Source organism: Proteus penneri (assembly GCF_022369495.1).
In the GTDB taxonomy this organism is placed as follows: domain Bacteria; phylum Pseudomonadota; class Gammaproteobacteria; order Enterobacterales; family Enterobacteriaceae; genus Proteus; species Proteus penneri.
The window spans coordinates 3,123,800-3,140,757 of the sequence record NZ_CP059690.1 but is presented as its reverse complement, the minus strand read 5'-3'; the positions used below and the strand labels follow the sequence as shown (position 1 = coordinate 3,140,757).

Sequence of the window (16,958 nt, the reverse complement as noted above, 5' to 3'; positions counted from 1 at the left end):
ACCGGAAACGGCAGCGAAGGTTGCACTGCTCTTTAACAAATTATCAGACAATCTGTGTGGGCACTCGCAGAGACGATATCTTCTAAAATATTAGATGTATCAAGTCTTGAAGAGTGAACAACAAAAGTAAATTCATTTATGAATAGCTAAGTTTTCGATTTCTTTGAGCATCAAACACTTTTAATTGAAGAGTTTGATCATGGCTCAGATTGAACGCTGGCGGCAGGCCTAACACATGCAAGTCGAGCGGTAACAGAAGAAAGCTTGCTTTCTTGCTGACGAGCGGCGGACGGGTGAGTAATGTATGGGGATCTGCCCGATAGAGGGGGATAACTACTGGAAACGGTGGCTAATACCGCATGACGTCTACGGACCAAAGCAGGGGCTCTTCGGACCTTGCGCTATCGGATGAACCCATATGGGATTAGCTAGTAGGTGAGGTAAAGGCTCACCTAGGCGACGATCTCTAGCTGGTCTGAGAGGATGATCAGCCACACTGGGACTGAGACACGGCCCAGACTCCTACGGGAGGCAGCAGTGGGGAATATTGCACAATGGGCGCAAGCCTGATGCAGCCATGCCGCGTGTATGAAGAAGGCCTTAGGGTTGTAAAGTACTTTCAGCGGGGAGGAAGGTGATAAAGTTAATACCTTTGTCAATTGACGTTACCCGCAGAAGAAGCACCGGCTAACTCCGTGCCAGCAGCCGCGGTAATACGGAGGTGCAAGCGTTAATCGGAATTACTGGGCGTAAAGCGCGCGCAGGCGGTCAATTAAGTCAGATGTGAAAGCCCCGAGCTTAACTTGGGAATTGCATCTGAAACTGGTTGGCTAGAGTCTTGTAGAGGGGTAGAATTCCATGTGTAGCGGTGAAATGCGTAGAGATGTGGAGGAATACCGGTGGCGAAGGCGGCCCCCTGGACAAAGACTGACGCTCAGGTGCGAAAGCGTGGGGAGCAAACAGGATTAGATACCCTGGTAGTCCACGCTGTAAACGATGTCGATTTAGAGGTTGTGGTCTTGAACCGTGGCTTCTGGAGCTAACGCGTTAAATCGACCGCCTGGGGAGTACGGCCGCAAGGTTAAAACTCAAATGAATTGACGGGGGCCCGCACAAGCGGTGGAGCATGTGGTTTAATTCGATGCAACGCGAAGAACCTTACCTACTCTTGACATCCAGCGGATCCTTTAGAGATAGAGGAGTGCCTTCGGGAACGCTGAGACAGGTGCTGCATGGCTGTCGTCAGCTCGTGTTGTGAAATGTTGGGTTAAGTCCCGCAACGAGCGCAACCCTTATCCTTTGTTGCCAGCGCGTGATGGCGGGAACTCAAAGGAGACTGCCGGTGATAAACCGGAGGAAGGTGGGGATGACGTCAAGTCATCATGGCCCTTACGAGTAGGGCTACACACGTGCTACAATGGCAGATACAAAGAGAAGCGACCTCGCGAGAGCAAGCGGAACTCATAAAGTCTGTCGTAGTCCGGATTGGAGTCTGCAACTCGACTCCATGAAGTCGGAATCGCTAGTAATCGTAGATCAGAATGCTACGGTGAATACGTTCCCGGGCCTTGTACACACCGCCCGTCACACCATGGGAGTGGGTTGCAAAAGAAGTAGGTAGCTTAACCTTCGGGAGGGCGCTTACCACTTTGTGATTCATGACTGGGGTGAAGTCGTAACAAGGTAACCGTAGGGGAACCTGCGGTTGGATCACCTCCTTACCTAAGAGATACGTGTTATGTGCAGTGCTCACACAGATTGTCTGATGAAGAACGAGCAGAAATACCGGTATAGGCTTGTAGCTCAGGTGGTTAGAGCGCACCCCTGATAAGGGTGAGGTCGGTGGTTCAAGTCCACTCAGGCCTACCAAATCGTATTGATACTGCGTTGTGAACTCACTCGTTTACTGTAAGTAAACTTCGTGACTCCACGCCTTGTCTCACTACGATTAGCTCAATTCTTAATTAAAGGAACATTTCCGATAAGAAAGAAAGCTGAGTAACAAAAAACGGTATTAAGAATGCATTATGGGGCTATAGCTCAGCTGGGAGAGCGCCTGCCTTGCACGCAGGAGGTCAGCGGTTCGATCCCGCTTAGCTCCACCATAATCTCTTGAATATAAACTAATAATTCAGAGTATATTAGCAATAGTATACTGCGAATTATTTTGCTCTTTAACAATCTGGAACAAGCTGAAAAATTGAAAACAAATCAATATATCACCGAGGTATATTGATGAGTCTCTCAAAATCTCAAACTTTGAATGTGTTTTTCGACATCAAAGTGGGATGAGCGAGCAATTTACAGTTCGAGGCGGCCAGCGCACAGCCAGCGCAACATACATAAGTATGTGAGCATGGCGAGCACTGCCCAACAACGAAATGTAATCTGCGCAGCCATCACCACCCAGATGTCTTCAAGAAAAGACACCTTCGGGTTGTGAGGTTAAGCGAATAAGCGTACACGGTGGATGCCTAGGCAATCAGAGGCGATGAAGGACGTGCTAATCTGCGATAAGCGTCGGTAAGGTGATATGAACCGTTATACCCGACGATTTCCGAATGGGGAAACCCAATATCCCATGGATATTATCCTGACATGAATACATAGTGTCAGGAAGCGAACCGGGAGAACTGAAACATCTCAGTACCCCGAGGAAAAGAAATCAACCGAGATTCCCCTAGTAGCGGCGAGCGAACGGGGAACAGCCCAGAGTCTTAATCAATGGCAGCATCAGGAGAACGGTCTGGAAAGTCCGGCAGTAAAGGGTGATAGCCCCGTATCCGAAGATGCTGTTATTGTGAACTCGACGAGTAGGGCGGGACACGTGTTATCCTGTCTGAATATGGGGGGACCATCCTCCAAGGCTAAATACTCCTGATTGACCGATAGTGAACCAGTACCGTGAGGGAAAGGCGAAAAGAACCCCGGCGAGGGGAGTGAAAAAGAACCTGAAACCGTGTACGTACAAGCAGTAGGAGCCCCATCACTCAAGTGCCTCGCACTGAGTGATTGGCAAAACCACTCGAAAACAGCGTAGCGTTTACCTACAAAATGGGGTGATTTTTTCAAGCCGTCGCGCAGTGTACATAGAAGTACACGAGCAACGGAAGTTAAAAAATCGCGCCAGTTTGACAGTAAAAGCAAGCGGGACATTTGAGGATGGGGTGACTGCGTACCTTTTGTATAATGGGTCAGCGACTTATATTCTGTAGCAAGGTTAACCGTATAGGGGAGCCGTAGGGAAACCGAGTCTTAACTGGGCGAATAAGTTGCAGGGTATAGACCCGAAACCCGGTGATCTATCCATGGGCAGGTTGAAGGTTGGGTAACACTAACTGGAGGACCGAACCGACTAATGTTGAAAAATTAGCGGATGACTTGTGGATGGGGGTGAAAGGCCAATCAAACCGGGAGATAGCTGGTTCTCCCCGAAAGCTATTTAGGTAGCGCCTCGTGAACTCATCTTCGGGGGTAGAGCACTGTTTCGACTAGGGGGTCATCCCGACTTACCAACTCGATGCAAACTGCGAATACCGAAGAATGTTATCACGGGAGACACACGGCGGGTGCTAACGTCCGTCGTGAAGAGGGAAACAACCCAGACCGCCAGCTAAGGTCCCAAAGTCATGGTTAAGTGGGAAACGAAGTGGGAAGGCTCAGACAGCCAGGATGTTGGCTTAGAAGCAGCCATCATTTAAAGAAAGCGTAATAGCTCACTGGTCGAGTCGGCCCGCGCGGAAGATGTAACGGGGCTAAACCATGCACCGAAGCTGCGGCAGCAATACTGTGTATTGTTGGGTAGGGGAGCGTTCTGTAAGCCTGCGAAGGTGTACTGTGAGGTATGCTGGAGGTATCAGAAGTGCGAATGCTGACATAAGTAACGATAATGCGGGTGAAAAACCCGCACGCCGGAAGACCAAGGGTTCCTGTCCAACGTTAATCGGGGCAGGGTGAGTCGACCCCTAAGGCGAGGCTGAAAAGCGTAGTCGATGGGAAACGGGTTAATATTCCCGTACTGGTGGTAACTGCGATGGGGGAACGGAGAAGGCTAGGTTGTCCGGGCGACGGTCGTCCCGGTTCAAGCATGTAGGCAGAGTGATTAGGCAAATCCGGTCACTTAATGCTGAGGTGTGATGACGAGCCACTAAGGTGGTGAAGCAATTGATGCCCTGCTTCCAGGAAAAGCCTCTAAGCTTCAGGTTACCAACAATCGTACCCCAAACCGACACAGGTGGTCAGGTAGAGAATACTCAGGCGCTTGAGAGAACTCGGGTGAAGGAACTAGGCAAAATGGTGCCGTAACTTCGGGAGAAGGCACGCTGGCGGTAAGTGAAGTCCCTTGCGGACGGAGCCGAAGCCAGTCGAAGATACCAGCTGGCTGCAACTGTTTATTAAAAACACAGCACTGTGCAAACACGAAAGTGGACGTATACGGTGTGACGCCTGCCCGGTGCTGGAAGGTTAATTGATGGGGTTATCCTTAGGGAGAAGCTCTTGATCGAAGCCCCAGTAAACGGCGGCCGTAACTATAACGGTCCTAAGGTAGCGAAATTCCTTGTCGGGTAAGTTCCGACCTGCACGAATGGCGTAATGATGGCCAGGCTGTCTCCACCCGAGACTCAGTGAAATTGAACTCGCTGTGAAGATGCAGTGTACCCGCGGCAAGACGGAAAGACCCCGTGAACCTTTACTATAGCTTGACACTGAACATTGAGCCTTGATGTGTAGGATAGGTGGGAGACTATGAAGTGTGGACGCCAGTCTGCATGGAGTCAACCTTGAAATACCACCCTTTAACGTTTGATGTTCTAACCTAGGCCCATAATCTGGGTCGGGGACCGTGTCTGGTGGGTAGTTTGACTGGGGCGGTCTCCTCCTAAAGAGTAACGGAGGAGCACGAAGGTTGGCTAAGCATGGTCGGACATCATGCGGTTAGTGCAAAGGCATAAGCCAGCTTGACTGTGAGAGTGACGGCTCGAGCAGGTACGAAAGTAGGTCTTAGTGATCCGGTGGTTCTGAATGGAAGGGCCATCGCTCAACGGATAAAAGGTACCCGGGGATAACAGGCTGATACCGCCCAAGAGTTCATATCGACGGCGGTGTTTGGCACCTCGATGTCGGCTCATCACATCCTGGGGCTGAAGTAGGTCCCAAGGGTATGGCTGTTCGCCATTTAAAGTGGTACGCGAGCTGGGTTTAGAACGTCGTGAGACAGTTCGGTCCCTATCTGCCGTGGGCGTTGGAAGATTGAGAGGGGTTGCTCCTAGTACGAGAGGACCGGAGTGAACGCACCACTGGTGTTCGGGTTGTCATGCCAATGGCATTGCCCGGTAGCTAAGTGCGGAAGAGATAACCGCTGAAAGCATCTAAGCGGGAAACTTGCCTCAAGATGAGTCTTCCCTGTCACCTTGAGTGACCTAAAGGAACGTTTAAGACTAAGACGTTGATAGGCTGGGTGTGTAAGCGTAGCGATACGTTGAGCTAACCAGTACTAATGAACCGTGAGGCTTAACCTGACAACACCGAAGGTGTTTTGTCTGAGAGACAAAGATTAATGAAGTAAGCTTGTTTAAGATTGAATATTACTGGTTACGAACTGATGAAGGGTGAGTAACGGGTAATAAAACAGACCAGTTTGTCTGGAACAAACTGGAACAGTGCGGAGCACTGGCCCCAAAGGGGTGAGTCTCAGGAAGAGACGAATAATTAAAGAATTTGAAGAATTCTGCTTGGCGGCCATAGCGCAACGGTCCCACCTGATCCCATGCCGAACTCAGAAGTGAAACGTTGTAGCGCCGATGGTAGTGTGGGGTCTCCCCATGTGAGAGTAGGGAACTGCCAGGCATTAATTAAGACGAGAAAGCCAACCCAATGGGTTGGCTTTTTTGCGTTTGGGGGGTTTTAAATCTCAAAAAATGAGCCATTTATTCTATATTTAGGTTGTTAATAAGATAATTGCTAAATAATACCTTGGCTCCAACGAGAAAATTGCTCAATTCCCATTCGATTTAATATATAACGAAACCAAACACTGTAATTTTGTGCATTCTCTTCAATATCTTGATAAAGAGAATCGAGGGAGATCCAGCGGTAATTCATCACTTCATCTGGATTACTCTGGGGTAATTCGTTACTAAATCCAAGAAATAGATGATCAAACTCATGTTCTATAAGATCATCAGTCACTTTTTCGTTATACAGAATAGTTCCAATAGATTGCATATCACATTTCATGCCTAATTCTTCATTTAAACGACGATTAATAGCATCTGAAAGTAATTCGTTTGGAAGAGGGTGACTACAACATGTATTTGCCCATAAACCACCGGAGTGGTATTTGGATATTGCACGTTGTTGAATAAGTAATTGCTTTTTTGAATTAAAAATAAATATTGAGAAGGCTCGATGTAAGGCGCCTACAATATGAGCTTCAAGCTTTGGCATCGTTCCCAGCTCATTATCATTTTTATCTACGAGAATAACAGCGTCTTCCACAAGAAATCACCTTAATAAAATAATATATTGTTATATCGTGAATATAGCATGACTGTATATCAAATAACGATTCATTGTGTTGTTCTTTTTATGGCATCACCGTGATGATGCCTTTATTATCGTAATAAATACGTAGATAATCTGTTTTTCAAAAAATGTAAAATAACTATTTGTTTTATATAAATTAAAAATAATTAACGAAAATGATTTAGATAATGATTATTAGAGAGTTTACTAGATTCATATTATGATGAGAGGTAATATGAAATACTAATTCTGCTATTGTGTGTAGCAAAATCTAAAATAAAGGAATTTAGTTATGTCATCTATATTACCTCGCTCTGTAACCTCACCAAAAAAATTCTTTATTGGCAGCCAATTACTGTCTTCTGTCGGTAAATATGTAAAAGATTTTGGTGATAACGCATTTATTATTAGTGATGAGTTTTTTTTAGAAAAAGTAACTAAAGAAGCCATTCCTTCTCTAAAAGAAAATAACATTGTTTCACTGGTTGAAAAATTTAATTACGAATGTACTGAGGCAGAAGTTAATCGCCTCGGTAAAATTGCGGTTGAAAATAAAGCGAACGTGATTATTGGTATTGGGGGAGGTAAGACATTAGATGTGTCTAAAGCCGTTGCTTATTATCAGCACATTCCTGTTATTTTATTCCCAACTATCGCTTCAACTGACGCGCCTTGTACTGCATTGTCTGTGTTATACAAAGAAAATGGTGAGTTTGATAAATATTTATTCTTGCCACAAAACCCGGACGTTGTTATTGCAGATACCGCTATTATTGCATCTGCCCCACAACGCTTTTTCTCAGCAGGTGTTGGTGATGCCCTAGCGACTTACTTTGAAGCTCGTGCTTGCTATCAAGCAGACGGCTTAAATTTGGTCAATCAACGTCCATCACGTACAGGTCTTGGCTTAGCACAGCTTTGCTTTGAAATGTTAAGTGAAAACATTGATAAAGCAATGGACGCTATTCGCCATAAAATTACCACTCCTGCATTAGAGCAAACTATTGAAGCAACAATCTACCTGAGTGGTGTTGGTGCTGAAGCCGGTGGCTTAGCTGCTGCTCATGCAGTAAATAATGGTATGTCAGCGGTTGAGTCTTTACACCGTGTTCAACATGGTGAAAAAGTAGTATTCGGTTTATTAACTCAATTAGTGTTAGAAAATGCACCACAAGAAGAAATTGATGAAGTGATCCGTATTATTAAAGCGGCAGAATTACCACTGACACTTGAAGATATGGGTATGAAAGAATTTATTGAAAGCGAATGGCGTACTGTGGCGAAAATTGCCTGTGCTGAAGGTGATACCATGGGCAATATGCCAATGAAAGTTACTGAAGATGATGTTTATAACGCAATGATCGCGGCTAACGCATTAGCTCATCGCTATAAATAATTCTTAGCTTGGCAAATGATTATCTTAAAACCCCAAATTTATTTTGGGGTTTTTCTTTAATCCAAGGTTGGATTCATGTGGGCAAGATCGAATGGTGTTATCTGATAAACATAGTAATTCAACCAATTTGAAAACAATAAATGCCCATGACTACGCCAAGAAGCGATAGGTTTTTTTCTTGGATCATTATTAGGAAAATAATTTTCTGGTAATTGAGGATCTAGCCCTGCTTTAACATCACGATGATATTCATCTGCTAGTGTATTGGGATCGTATTCTGGGTGCCCAGTTGCAAAGACAACTCTTTTATCTTTTGATGCAAACAAATAAGCGCCAGCTTCTTCTGAAGTCGCGAGGATCTCTAAATCAGTATTATTTTGAATAAGGTCGATAGGAAAACCTGCATAACGAGAATGTGGCGCAAAGAAAGTTTCATCAAATCCGCGAGTTAACAGTGAAAATGGTGAGCAAGTGTTATGATTATATACGCCTGAAATTTTTTGTTCTAGCGTGTATTTAGGCAGGCCGTATAAGATATTCAATCCAGCTTGAGCCGCCCAGCAAATAAAGAGTGTAGAAGTGACATGCTCTTTAGCCCATGTAATTACTTCTTTTATTTCATTCCAATAAGCCACATCTTTAAATTCGACTAGCCCTAATGGTGCGCCAGTGACGATAAGTCCATCGAAATTTTGTTCTTTAATTTGGTCAAAATCGCAGTAGAAAGTATCGAGATGCTCTACTGGGGTATTTTTAGGTATACGAGAGTCAATACGTAATAATTGAATATCAATTTGAAGAGGGCTATTAGAAAGTAATCGCAGAAATTGATTTTCTGTTTCTATTTTCTTTGGCATTAAATTAAGGATAAGCACTTTTAAAGGGCGAATATCTTGAATACTCGCTCTACTGGATGTCATAACAAAGACATTCTCTTTTTGTAAACAACTGACTGCGGGTAGCTCATCGGGTACTCTAATTGGCATTTTAATAACCTCTAAAAACATCTAGACATCTAGAAGCCCAAATTTAGCTAATAACCTTTTGAATGTCGAGGTCTTCATGTTGTATATGAAGAATATTCATATAAGAAAAAGCTATATAGCCAAAATTATCAAACATTAACATTCCTTTTCTCTGTCTATTATCGATCTCTTCCAGAGCTCTCGAATTATTTTGTAATTCTGATTTTTGTACAATAAAAAAACAACGATGTAATCACATTGTTAAAAATTATTTAAATAAAAATGGAATTCATTTTTGATTTTTGTAAAAACTGCATTAATCTTAATCAGGTGTGTAAACGCTTTTAGGGGAATGCAGAATGTCACAATCGTTAACTAAAGAAGAACTAAATTTTACGCAATCTTTTGGTAAACAGGAAAAAGAGATATTAAATCATGATGTTAAGTTGTTTTTAACTGACTTGTTAAATCACTTTTCAGATAGACGCCATACTTTATTAGCTGAAAGAGATAACTGGAAAAACAGAGTTGATAATGGTGAACTTCCTAATTTTATTTCGGAATCAGATTCCATTATAAACTCAGAGTGGAAAGTTAATCCCATACCTAAAGATCTTCAAGACCGTCGTGTTGAAATAACAGGGCCCGTTGATCGCAAAATGGTTATCAATGCATTAAATGCGAATGTAAAAGTCTTTATGGCGGACTTTGAAGATTCCTTAGCACCTACATGGGACAAAGTGATTGATGGTCAAATTAATCTGCGTGATGCCGTTAAAGGCACTATTTCTTATACCAATGAACAAGGTAAATGCTATCAACTTAAAGCGTCACCGGCAGTATTGATTGCCAGAGTAAGAGGACTCCACCTGCCCGAGAAGCATGTGCTATGGAAAGGGGAGCCTATTGCAGGGGGATTATTTGATTTTGCTTTGTATTTTTACCATAACCACAAAGCCCTATTAGAAAAAGGGAGTGGCCCTTATTTTTACATTCCTAAATTGCAAACATGGCAAGAGGCTAAATGGTGGAGCGATGTTTTTCATTTCACTGAAAAGCGCTTTGGTTTAGCAACAGGAACCATTAAAGCCACGGTATTAATTGAAACTTTACCCGCTGTTTTCCAAATGGAAGAAATTCTCTTTCATATGAAAGAGCATATCGTTGGACTTAACTGTGGCCGTTGGGATTATATTTTTAGCTATATCAAGACATTAAAAAATTATCCTGATCGTGTCTTACCTGATAGACAGGGGATCACGATGACTCAACCTTTCTTAAGTGCTTATTCGCGTTTACTGATCCAGACTTGCCATAAGCGAGGTGCTTTTGCTATGGGCGGAATGTCGGCGTTTATTCCAAGTCGAGATCCTGAGCAAAACGGCATTATTTTGAAAAAAGTATTTGATGATAAAGAACTTGAAGCAACAAATGGCCATGATGGCACTTGGATTGCTCATCCAGGCCTTGCTGAAACGGTATTATCTGCTTTTGATGCGGTATTGGGAGCTCGCTCTAATCAGCTCGATGTGCAACGTAATGAAAAAATAACGGCAGAAATGTTATTAGCACCTTGTACAGGTGAACGTACAGAAAAGGGCATGAGAGCTAATATTCGTGTTGCCGTGCAATATATCGAAGCGTGGATTTCGGGTAATGGTTGCGTACCTATCTATGGATTAATGGAAGATGCCGCAACGGCAGAAATATCGCGTACTTCTATTTGGCAATGGATCCGCCATCAAAAAACACTGTCTGATGGGCAAATTGTGACTAAAGATCTCTTTCGTAACATGTTGAAAGAAGAGCTTGAGGTGATACGCCAAGAAGTCGGTGATACTCGTTTTGAAGAAGGGCGTTTTAAAGAAGCGGCTTCTTTAATGGATAAGATCACAACCCAAGATGAATTAGTCGATTTTCTGACTTTACCGGGTTACCAACTTTTAAATTAAAAAAGATACGTCACAACGTATTTATAAACTGCAAACATCATCACTACCGTATTTATAGGAGCTGTTTTTATGACTATTAGTAGATCAGAGCAAATCGCCCAATTAGAGAAAGAGTGGGAACAACCCCGCTGGAAAGGTATTACCCGTCCTTATAGCGCTGAAGATGTTATTAAATTAAGAGGTTCGGTTAACCCAGAACATACCTTAGCACGACGTGGCGCTCAAAGGCTTTGGTCATCATTAAATGGAAAATCGAAGAAAGGCTATGTTAATGCATTGGGTGCTTTAACGGGTGGGCAAGCATTGCAACAAGCAAAAGCAGGATTAGAAGCTGTTTATCTTTCAGGGTGGCAAGTCGCTGCTGATGCAAACACGGCTGCAAGCATGTACCCTGATCAGTCGCTATATCCAGTTGATTCTGTTCCTAATGTTGTCCAACGTATTAATAATACCTTTAGACGTGCAGATCAAATTCAGTGGTCAAATGGCATTGGTCCTCAACATAAAGATTATATTGATTTTTTCCTTCCTATTGTGGCTGATGCAGAAGCTGGCTTTGGTGGCGTATTAAATGCCTTTGAATTAATGAAGGCGATGATTGAAGCGGGAGCAGCCGGTGTTCACTTTGAAGATCAGTTAGCCGCAGTGAAAAAATGCGGTCATATGGGGGGAAAAGTCTTAGTTCCAACCCAAGAAGCTGTCCAAAAGCTGGTTGCTGCACGTTTAGCCGCAGATGTGTCTGATGTGCCTACATTACTTGTTGCAAGAACGGATGCCGATGCCGCCGATCTCTTAACTTCAGACTGCGATCCTTATGATAGTTCGTTCTTAACTGGAGAACGCACACCTGAAGGTTTTTTCTGTACTCATGCTGGTATTGATCAAGCCATTAGCCGAGGGCTTGCTTATGCGCCTTATGCCGATCTGGTGTGGTGTGAAACATCGCTACCTGATCTGAAAATGGCAGCTAAGTTTGCTGAAGCTATTCACGATAAATACCCAGGGAAAATGCTGGCTTATAACTGTTCTCCTTCTTTTAACTGGAAAAAAAATCTTGATGATCGCACGATTGCGCATTTCCAAGATGAGCTTTCTGCAATGGGATATAAATTCCAATTTATTACTTTAGCGGGCATTCATAGCATGTGGTTTAACATGTTTGATTTAGCACATGACTACGCTAAAGGTGAGGGTATGAAGCATTACGTTGAAAAAGTACAAGAAAAAGAATTTGCTGCACTTAATCAAGGCTATACCTTCTCATCACATCAACAAGAGGTGGGAACAGGGTATTTTGATAAAGTCACGACGATTATTCAAGGTGGTATGTCTTCAGTGACGGCACTAACAGGCTCAACAGAAGAGCAGCAATTCTAAAGATCCAAAAATATTATTATCTGTTTTTGTGGTGATAATTCAGGAGCAGGATGCTCCTCTTTTTCGTGAGGTTGCTATGACGCCAGAAGATTTAATTGCTCAAACAATTTTACAAGGCTTTGATGCTCAATATGGTCGTTTCCTTGAGATAACGTCAGGAGCTCAATATCGTTTTGAGCAAGCGGATTGGCATGGTGTGCAAATCGCGATGAAAGAGCGCATCCGTTTATATGATAATCATGTTGGATTAGTGGTAGAGCAACTTAAATGTATTCGACATGACATTGATAAAGATAGTCTTTTTCTACAAAAGGTGAAAGAGAACTATACGCAATTATTGCCCAATTACCCTCGATTTGAGATTGCAGAGAGTTTTTTTAATTCTGTTTATTGTCGTCTGTTTTACCATCGTGAATTGAATAAAAAAAACCTCTTTGTTTTTTCATCACAGCCAGCTTATCGCTTTACACAAGCGCCTCGACCGTTATCAAAGCAGTTTGTTATTCAAAGTGATTTATCCGCATTACTGCAAGATATTTTATCACGCTTACCTTTACGATTGCCGTGGCAAAATAAGCAACGCGATATTCACTCTATTTGTAATGTACTTACCGCTCAGTTCTCTTCGGAACAATTACAGAGCGCAGTATTTCATATCGCAAATGAACTCTTTTATCGCAATAAAGCTGCTTGGCTGATAGGTAAAATTGTTATTGATAATCAATATATTCCGTTTCTATTACCTATTCATAATATTGAACAACAATTGTTGATTGATACTTGTTTGATAACCGCAGATGAAGCCAGTATTGTCTTTGGTTTTGCCCGTTCTTATTTTATGGTTTATGCGCCATTTCCTGCGGCATTAGTCGCATGGTTAAGAGATATATTACCGAGCAAATCTATTGCTGAGCTTTATATGTCGATAGGGTGTCAAAAACACGGTAAAACAGAATACTATCGTGAATACCTTGCCTTTATGAATTTTTCATCAGAGCAATTTATTGAAGCTCCTGGTGTAAAGGGTATGGTGATGTTGGTATTTACATTACCAACTTATGATCGTGTTTTTAAAGTGATCAAAGATAAGTTTGCACCACAAAAAACGATCACGGCGGAGCGTGTAAAAGAATGCTATCAATTGGTTAAAGAGCACGATCGTGTTGGACGAATGGCAGATACCCAAGAGTTTGAGAATTTTATAATCGAGAAGAAAAGAATTAGCCCTGAGTTAATGGCTGTCTTTGAACAGGAGATCCCCAATAAATTGGAAGATCTAGGTGATAAGCTACTGATCCGCCATCTTTATATGGAACGGAGGATGATACCACTCAATATCTATATGGAGCAGTGCGATGATAATCAACTTAAGGCTGTTGTTGAAGATTATGGACAAGCGTTGAAAGAGCTTATTGCTGCGAATATTTTTCCCGGTGATATGCTGTTTAAAAACTTTGGTGTGACTCGACATCATCGTGTGATTTTCTATGACTATGATGAAATTAGTTATATGACAGATATGAATTTTCGTGCGATCCCTCCTGCTCGTTACCCTGAAGATGAATTAGCGAGTGAGCCTTGGTATAGCGTTGCACTCAATGATGTTTTTCCAGAAGAATTTCGCTATTTTCTATGTAGTGATAAGCGAGTTTGCCACTATTTTGAAGCGCAACATCGTGAGCTTTTATCACCCGAATATTGGCAACAACGACAGCAAAAAATTAAAGATGGCTATATTGAAGATGTGTACGCTTATTCTCAAACTAAGCGATTTGCATATCAGGCAAAGTAAGCAAAAAATATGAATAGAAATAAAAGATAGGCGCAAAGGAAAGAACCTATCTTTATTGAATTTAAATCATCAAATTAATGCGTTGCCCCTGCAACGGCTTCTTTCGCTAATTCAGTAATACGCTGGAAATCACCTGCTTTCACCGCATCATTAGGCACTAACCAAGAACCACCAATACAAAGCACGCTCTCAAGTGCAAGGTAATTACGATAGTTTTCTGGCGAGATGCCACCAGTTGGGCAGAAGCGAATTGTTGAGAATGGTCCTGCAATTGCTTTTAAAGCCTTTACCCCACCATTCGCTTCTGCTGGGAAAAATTTAAATTCATTTAAGCCATAACTCATACCGAGCATTAGCTCAGAAACTGTTGAAATACCCGGAATTAAAGGGATTGTTCCAGCCACCGCAGCTTTGAGTAGCGCTTCTGTTAACCCTGGGCTAATAGCAAATTGAGCGCCTGCTTCAGTAACTTGTGCTAACTGTTGTGGATTAATCACGGTTCCTGCACCCACAATGGCTTCTGGGACTTCTTTCGCAATACGTCGAATAGCTTCAATCGCGCAATCTGTACGTAATGTGACTTCTAAAACTTTTACACCACCGGCGACTAATGCTTTTGCAACAGGGACTGCATCATCAATATGGTTGATAACAATAACAGGAACAACAGGCCCTGATTTTAGTACAGACTCTGCACTTGTATTCCAATGATTCATCATTTGTATTTCCTAATTAGAAAATGGTGAGCAAATGAATTAAATCTGCTCCTCGTTAGGCATTAAAACTTGTTGCCATTAAAAATCAATACAACAAGCACCTTGTTCAGCTCCGGATAAATGACGACGCAAATTCACAAACAGTTCACGGCCACAGCCTATATCGTTCGCACTTAAATCAGGCATCTTATCTTGGCGAGCATTGAGTGTTTGTTCATCAACAAGGAGTGTTAACTCACCTGTTTTACCATTAACACGAATGATATCACCATCACGTACTTTGGCTAATAAACCGCTATTTACAGCCTCTGGTGTAACATGAATTGCAGCGGGAACTTTACCTGAAGCCCCTGAAAGTCGACCATCTGTCACTAATGCTACTTTATAACCTTTATCCATTAATACACCTAAAGGTGGCATCAGTTTATGCAATTCAGGCATACCGTTAGCTTGCGGTCCTTGATAACGCACAACAACCACACAATCTTTATTTAGCTCACCGGTTTCAAATTTAGCGGCAATATCATGTTGGCTATTAAACACCACAGCAGGGGCTTCAATAATTTTATTTTCATCAGGTACGGCAGAAGTTTTCATTACAGCTCGACCTAAATTACCCTGCATCACTTGTGTACCACCATGGGATGAGAATGGTGTATTGATATCAGCAATGACATCTTTATCTAAAGAGCTCGTTGTACCTTCGCGCCAATCCAGTTTACCCTCATTTAACCAAGGTTCTAAGGTATAACGCTCAATGCCAAACCCTGCAACAGTATTGACATCACGATGAATTAAGCCTTTTTTCAGTAGTTCACGAATAATCAGTGCAATACCACCTGCTGCTTGAAACTGATTGATATCGGCAGGGCCATTAGGATAAATACGAGCAATAAGTGGCACAACTTGCGAAAGTTCAGAGAAATCATCCCAATTAATGATAATGCCAGCTGCGCGTGCCATGGCGACTAAGTGCATAGTGAGGTTAGTTGAACCACCTGTTGTGAGTAGCGCAATAATGCCATTAACAATGACTTTTTCATCAACTAACTGACCGATAGGAAGATAATTACCTGAGTTTTCTGTCAATCGTACAATCTGACTTGCCGCAGCATCTGTTAATGCATCACGCAATGGTGTATTTGGATGGACAAAAGAAGCGCCAGGTAGATGTAATCCCATCATTTCCATGACCATCTGATTTGAGTTCGCTGTACCGTAAAAGGTGCAGGTACCAATGCTATGGTAAGACGCTGCTTCGGCTTCTAATAAAGCATGGCGATCTACTTTACCTTCAGCATAGAGTTGGCGAATACGGACTTTTTCTTTATTGGGTAAACCGCTAGTCATAGGGCCTGCTGGAACAAAAATCGCAGGAAGATGACCAAAAGAGAGCGCTGCCATCGTCAGTCCGGGAACAATTTTATCGCAGATCCCTAAATAGAGTGCCCCATCAAACATATTATGGGATAAACCAACTGCCGCTGACATTGCAATCACATCACGACTCAGGAGCGATAACTCCATACCATCTTGTCCCTGAGTGACTCCGTCGCACATTGCCGGAACACCGCCTGCTACTTGTCCTACAGCACCAACAGCATGTAATGCTTTTTTAATTTTTTGAGGATAATTTTCATATGGCTGATGAGCAGACAACATATCATTGTAAGCCGTGATAATGGCAATATCATTATGAACCATATTTTTCAGGCGATTTTTGTCGTCAGCCTGACAAGCAGCGAAACCATGAGCCAAATTACCACAAGCCAATTGAGCACGATGTACAGTTTGGCTTTTTGCGGCTTCGATTTTTTTCAGATAAGCACGACGAGTTACATGTGAGCGAGCAATAATGCGCTCAGTCACCTGTTTTACTGTCTCATTAAGCGGAACAAAGTCGTTCTGAATTGGGTCATGGTTTTTAGGGGTCATAATGATGCTTCCTTTATTCACACAGAGTGATGAGCGTTACTATTGGCTATGAAAAGAGAGTATTTGAATTTAGCTATAGTATTTGTTACCGGTAACATTGTTACGGGTAACAAGAAGAGTTGCAATACTCTTAATGCGTCTTAAACAACATCTGTGATCAACATCAATTTTTTTAGGTGATAAATAACAGTTTTTTAATATTTAACGAATATAAAGCCGAAACTCTGTCTTTTTAAAAAGCTGAATCGGTTTAATTAAGGAGTTCCTTCCTCATTGTTTGGTAATGAGGAAGGTGAAAGA

General features: G+C 42.5%; 8 protein-coding genes, 2 tRNA genes and 3 rRNA genes. 9 read left to right on the top strand and 4 right to left on the bottom strand.

What is annotated here, in order from left to right:
• The first annotated feature begins 181 nt into the window (after window positions 1–181).
• The 5 genes from H1225_RS14115 (at window position 182) to rrf (ending at window position 5,847) form a co-directional block, all read left to right on the top strand.
• Window positions 182–1,721 (top strand): 16S ribosomal RNA (locus tag H1225_RS14115).
• Window positions 1,722–1,792: 71 nt separating this feature from the next.
• Window positions 1,793–1,869: transfer RNA gene (locus H1225_RS14110), tRNA-Ile, on the top strand.
• Window positions 1,870–2,029: 160 nt separating this feature from the next.
• Window positions 2,030–2,105 (top strand) — tRNA-Ala (locus H1225_RS14105).
• Between the two features lie 338 nt (window positions 2,106–2,443).
• Window positions 2,444–5,519 (top strand): 23S ribosomal RNA (locus H1225_RS14100).
• A 212-nt stretch (window positions 5,520–5,731) separates the two neighbouring features.
• Window positions 5,732–5,847 (top strand): 5S ribosomal RNA (rrf, locus tag H1225_RS14095).
• The 16S, 23S and 5S rRNA genes sit together here with 2 tRNA genes alongside, the layout of an rRNA operon.
• Window positions 5,848–5,961: 114 nt before the next feature.
• On the opposite strand, the gene idi is transcribed toward rrf, so the two are convergent.
• Window positions 5,962–6,498 carry an isopentenyl-diphosphate Delta-isomerase gene (gene idi, locus H1225_RS14090; RefSeq protein WP_109848129.1) on the bottom strand — a complete coding sequence of 179 codons (537 nt, stop codon included), beginning with the start codon at window positions 6,496–6,498 and terminating at the stop codon, window positions 5,962–5,964.
• A 319-nt stretch (window positions 6,499–6,817) separates the two neighbouring features.
• Between idi and H1225_RS14085 the strand changes: the two genes are divergently transcribed.
• Complete coding sequence (locus H1225_RS14085) at window positions 6,818–7,921, top strand: glycerol dehydrogenase (protein ID WP_072065201.1); 1,104 nt, start codon at window positions 6,818–6,820, stop codon at window positions 7,919–7,921.
• Between the two features lie 56 nt (window positions 7,922–7,977).
• On the opposite strand, the gene metA is transcribed toward H1225_RS14085, so the two are convergent.
• Entirely contained in the window at window positions 7,978–8,907 is a 930-nt protein-coding gene (gene metA / locus H1225_RS14080; protein WP_115065753.1) for a homoserine O-acetyltransferase MetA, read from the bottom strand.
• 338 nt (window positions 8,908–9,245) lie between these two features.
• On the opposite strand from metA, the gene aceB reads away from it, so the two are divergent.
• The 3 genes from aceB (at window position 9,246) to aceK (ending at window position 14,007) form a co-directional block, all read left to right on the top strand.
• A complete protein-coding gene (gene aceB, locus H1225_RS14075; RefSeq protein ID WP_161724040.1) occupies window positions 9,246–10,838 on the top strand; it encodes a malate synthase A in 1,593 nt (530 codons plus the stop codon).
• Window positions 10,839–10,907: 69 nt separating this feature from the next.
• Window positions 10,908–12,215, top strand: a complete 1,308-nt coding sequence (gene aceA, locus H1225_RS14070) for an isocitrate lyase (RefSeq protein ID WP_072065199.1) — start codon at window positions 10,908–10,910, stop codon at window positions 12,213–12,215.
• A 76-nt stretch (window positions 12,216–12,291) separates the two neighbouring features.
• Window positions 12,292–14,007 (top strand): bifunctional isocitrate dehydrogenase kinase/phosphatase, encoded by a 1,716-nt coding sequence (gene aceK / locus H1225_RS14065; protein WP_161724042.1) that lies wholly within the window; start codon window positions 12,292–12,294, stop codon window positions 14,005–14,007.
• 74 nt (window positions 14,008–14,081) lie between these two features.
• On the opposite strand, the gene H1225_RS14060 is transcribed toward aceK, so the two are convergent.
• On the bottom strand, window positions 14,082–14,723 hold the full coding sequence (locus tag H1225_RS14060) for a bifunctional 4-hydroxy-2-oxoglutarate aldolase/2-dehydro-3-deoxy-phosphogluconate aldolase (protein WP_161724115.1): 642 nt from the start codon (window positions 14,721–14,723) through the stop codon (window positions 14,082–14,084).
• Window positions 14,724–14,801: 78 nt separating this feature from the next.
• Window positions 14,802–16,658 (bottom strand): phosphogluconate dehydratase, encoded by a 1,857-nt coding sequence (edd, locus tag H1225_RS14055; RefSeq protein WP_239739202.1) that lies wholly within the window; start codon window positions 16,656–16,658, stop codon window positions 14,802–14,804.
• Window positions 16,659–16,958: the final 300 nt, after the last annotated feature.

Coding starts and splice junctions, on each gene's coding strand:
- H1225_RS14085 (WP_072065201.1), top strand. CDS start 6,818: ATGTCATCTATATTACCTCGCTCTGTAACCTCACCAAAAAAATTCTTT.
- metA (WP_115065753.1), bottom strand. CDS start 8,907: ATGCCAATTAGAGTACCCGATGAGCTACCCGCAGTCAGTTGTTTACAA.
- aceB (WP_161724040.1), top strand. CDS start 9,246: ATGTCACAATCGTTAACTAAAGAAGAACTAAATTTTACGCAATCTTTT.
- aceA (WP_072065199.1), top strand. CDS start 10,908: ATGACTATTAGTAGATCAGAGCAAATCGCCCAATTAGAGAAAGAGTGG.
- aceK (WP_161724042.1), top strand. CDS start 12,292: ATGACGCCAGAAGATTTAATTGCTCAAACAATTTTACAAGGCTTTGAT.
- H1225_RS14060 (WP_161724115.1), bottom strand. CDS start 14,723: ATGAATCATTGGAATACAAGTGCAGAGTCTGTACTAAAATCAGGGCCT.
- edd (WP_239739202.1), bottom strand. CDS start 16,658: ATGACCCCTAAAAACCATGACCCAATTCAGAACGACTTTGTTCCGCTT.